Raw genomic sequence first — 1,503 nt, forward strand, 5'->3', positions numbered from 1 at the left:
TATAAAAAATAACAAATTTTTATCTTTCTCAATTTCTTCTAGTTGCTCTTTTTGTAACATTTTATTACCTCTCTTATTGTATCATTTTCTATTATTATTTTCAATAAAAATCTTAACTTATTTTTCTTTTGATTGATTTAATCTATTATTTTGTTTATCCTGAAAAGAATTTAAAATTTCTAAATAAATATCAAAAATTTCATTAACCAAAGTAATCATAGAAAAAAAAGATTTATAATATGCAGGTTCATTTTTGTTTAAAATAATTTTTTCTCCATTGATTTCTAGTTCGGATGAATCTGTATGATTTATTCCATTGTTATGTATAGTATTTCTTGATTTTATACAAAATTCTATAATTTCCTTATCTTTTTTTATCTCTCTTGAATAAGATGATTTAGAAAGTACATCTTTGAATAATAAATTTATTTTATCAGAAAAAGATAGATACTTAGGAAAAGAATTTTGAAATTCAATTTTCTTTTTTTTGAACTCATCAATAATTTCTTTATTTTCAAAATGTTTATTTAAAAATTTACACATTTTTTTAAAATTACTGTTATTAATTTTTTCTTGAAATTGTTCTTCAAACAAAAAACAAATACTTGTAACTGCAGCTTCAAAATTTGACCAAATTCCTATAAAAAAATCAAAAAAATGAGCTACAAAAATATCATTAAATTTATATCTACAAAGTTTTGTCAAATATTCAAGTAATTTTTTTCTCAAATTTTCATCGCTATTTGAAGCATAATCACATAAAAGTTCTAATGTGTTATTTCCTGTCATTTGACTTATCTCATCTTTGGTTAAAAAATATAAAAATTGAGCAGTTGTTGCTTCTGCTTGTTCAAAAAAACTATATTCTAAACAAAATAATGATTGTATACAATACTTTTTACGTTCTGATTTAATCTTCAAAATAAAGTTGAAAAGTTCCTTTATCCATTTTTCATAATATTCATCTAGAACAATATTTGTTTCTATATAGTTATCTTTTGTTTCATTCCAAAATTTTATTTTTATTTTTTTCCTATTATTATTCATAGTTGATCTCCTTAATGTAATATTATTACATTTTATTATACCTTGAAACCAAAAATATTCAACTGTCGTTGTCCTAATTTCTAAATTTATTTTCTAAAAATCACATTTTTTTAACTTACGTTCCTCTTCTATATCCTCATACTTCATTATCGGTGATACCTCATATATACTCCCATTCTCAAATTTCAGATATATCTTTTTACTTGTTTTAGATTTTAACTTTTTAATAACTTTATATTGCTTGCATTCTTGCTGAAATTTCTCGTAATATGTACTACAACTTATAGTTATTACCAAAAGTCCTGCTAATAATAATTTTTTCATTTCAAATCCTCCTAATTTCTATCGTTTTCCTTACACCGTCCAAACGTTCTCGATACCATTTTGCCGATATCAGCAACATGCTTTTCGTTGGTTTCAACAAAATGGTTTTACCCTGGATCTATTACTTTCAAT

Annotated in this window: 2 protein-coding genes; both read right to left on the reverse strand. The window is 22.7% G+C overall.

Annotated elements, in window-relative coordinates; genetic code table 11:
* Positions 1–117 precede the first annotated feature (117 nt).
* Positions 118–1,047 carry a hypothetical protein gene (locus tag Q0370_RS01685; RefSeq protein WP_299571254.1) on the reverse strand — a complete coding sequence of 310 codons (930 nt, stop codon included), beginning with the start codon at positions 1,045–1,047 and terminating at the stop codon, positions 118–120.
* Between the two features lie 93 nt (positions 1,048–1,140).
* On the reverse strand, positions 1,141–1,371 hold the full coding sequence (locus Q0370_RS01690; RefSeq protein ID WP_299571257.1) for a hypothetical protein: 231 nt from the start codon (positions 1,369–1,371) through the stop codon (positions 1,141–1,143).
* Positions 1,372–1,503: the final 132 nt, after the last annotated feature.

The sequence above is a fragment of the uncultured Leptotrichia sp. genome, assembly GCF_938036635.1.
GTDB lineage: Bacteria > Fusobacteriota > Fusobacteriia > Fusobacteriales > Leptotrichiaceae > Leptotrichia > Leptotrichia hongkongensis.

Excerpts from the sequence above, each read along its gene's own strand:
- Q0370_RS01685 (WP_299571254.1), bottom strand. The coding sequence starts at position 1,047 with ATGAATAATAATAGGAAAAAAATAAAAATAAAATTTTGGAATGAAACA.
- Q0370_RS01690 (WP_299571257.1), bottom strand. The coding sequence starts at position 1,371 with ATGAAAAAATTATTATTAGCAGGACTTTTGGTAATAACTATAAGTTGT.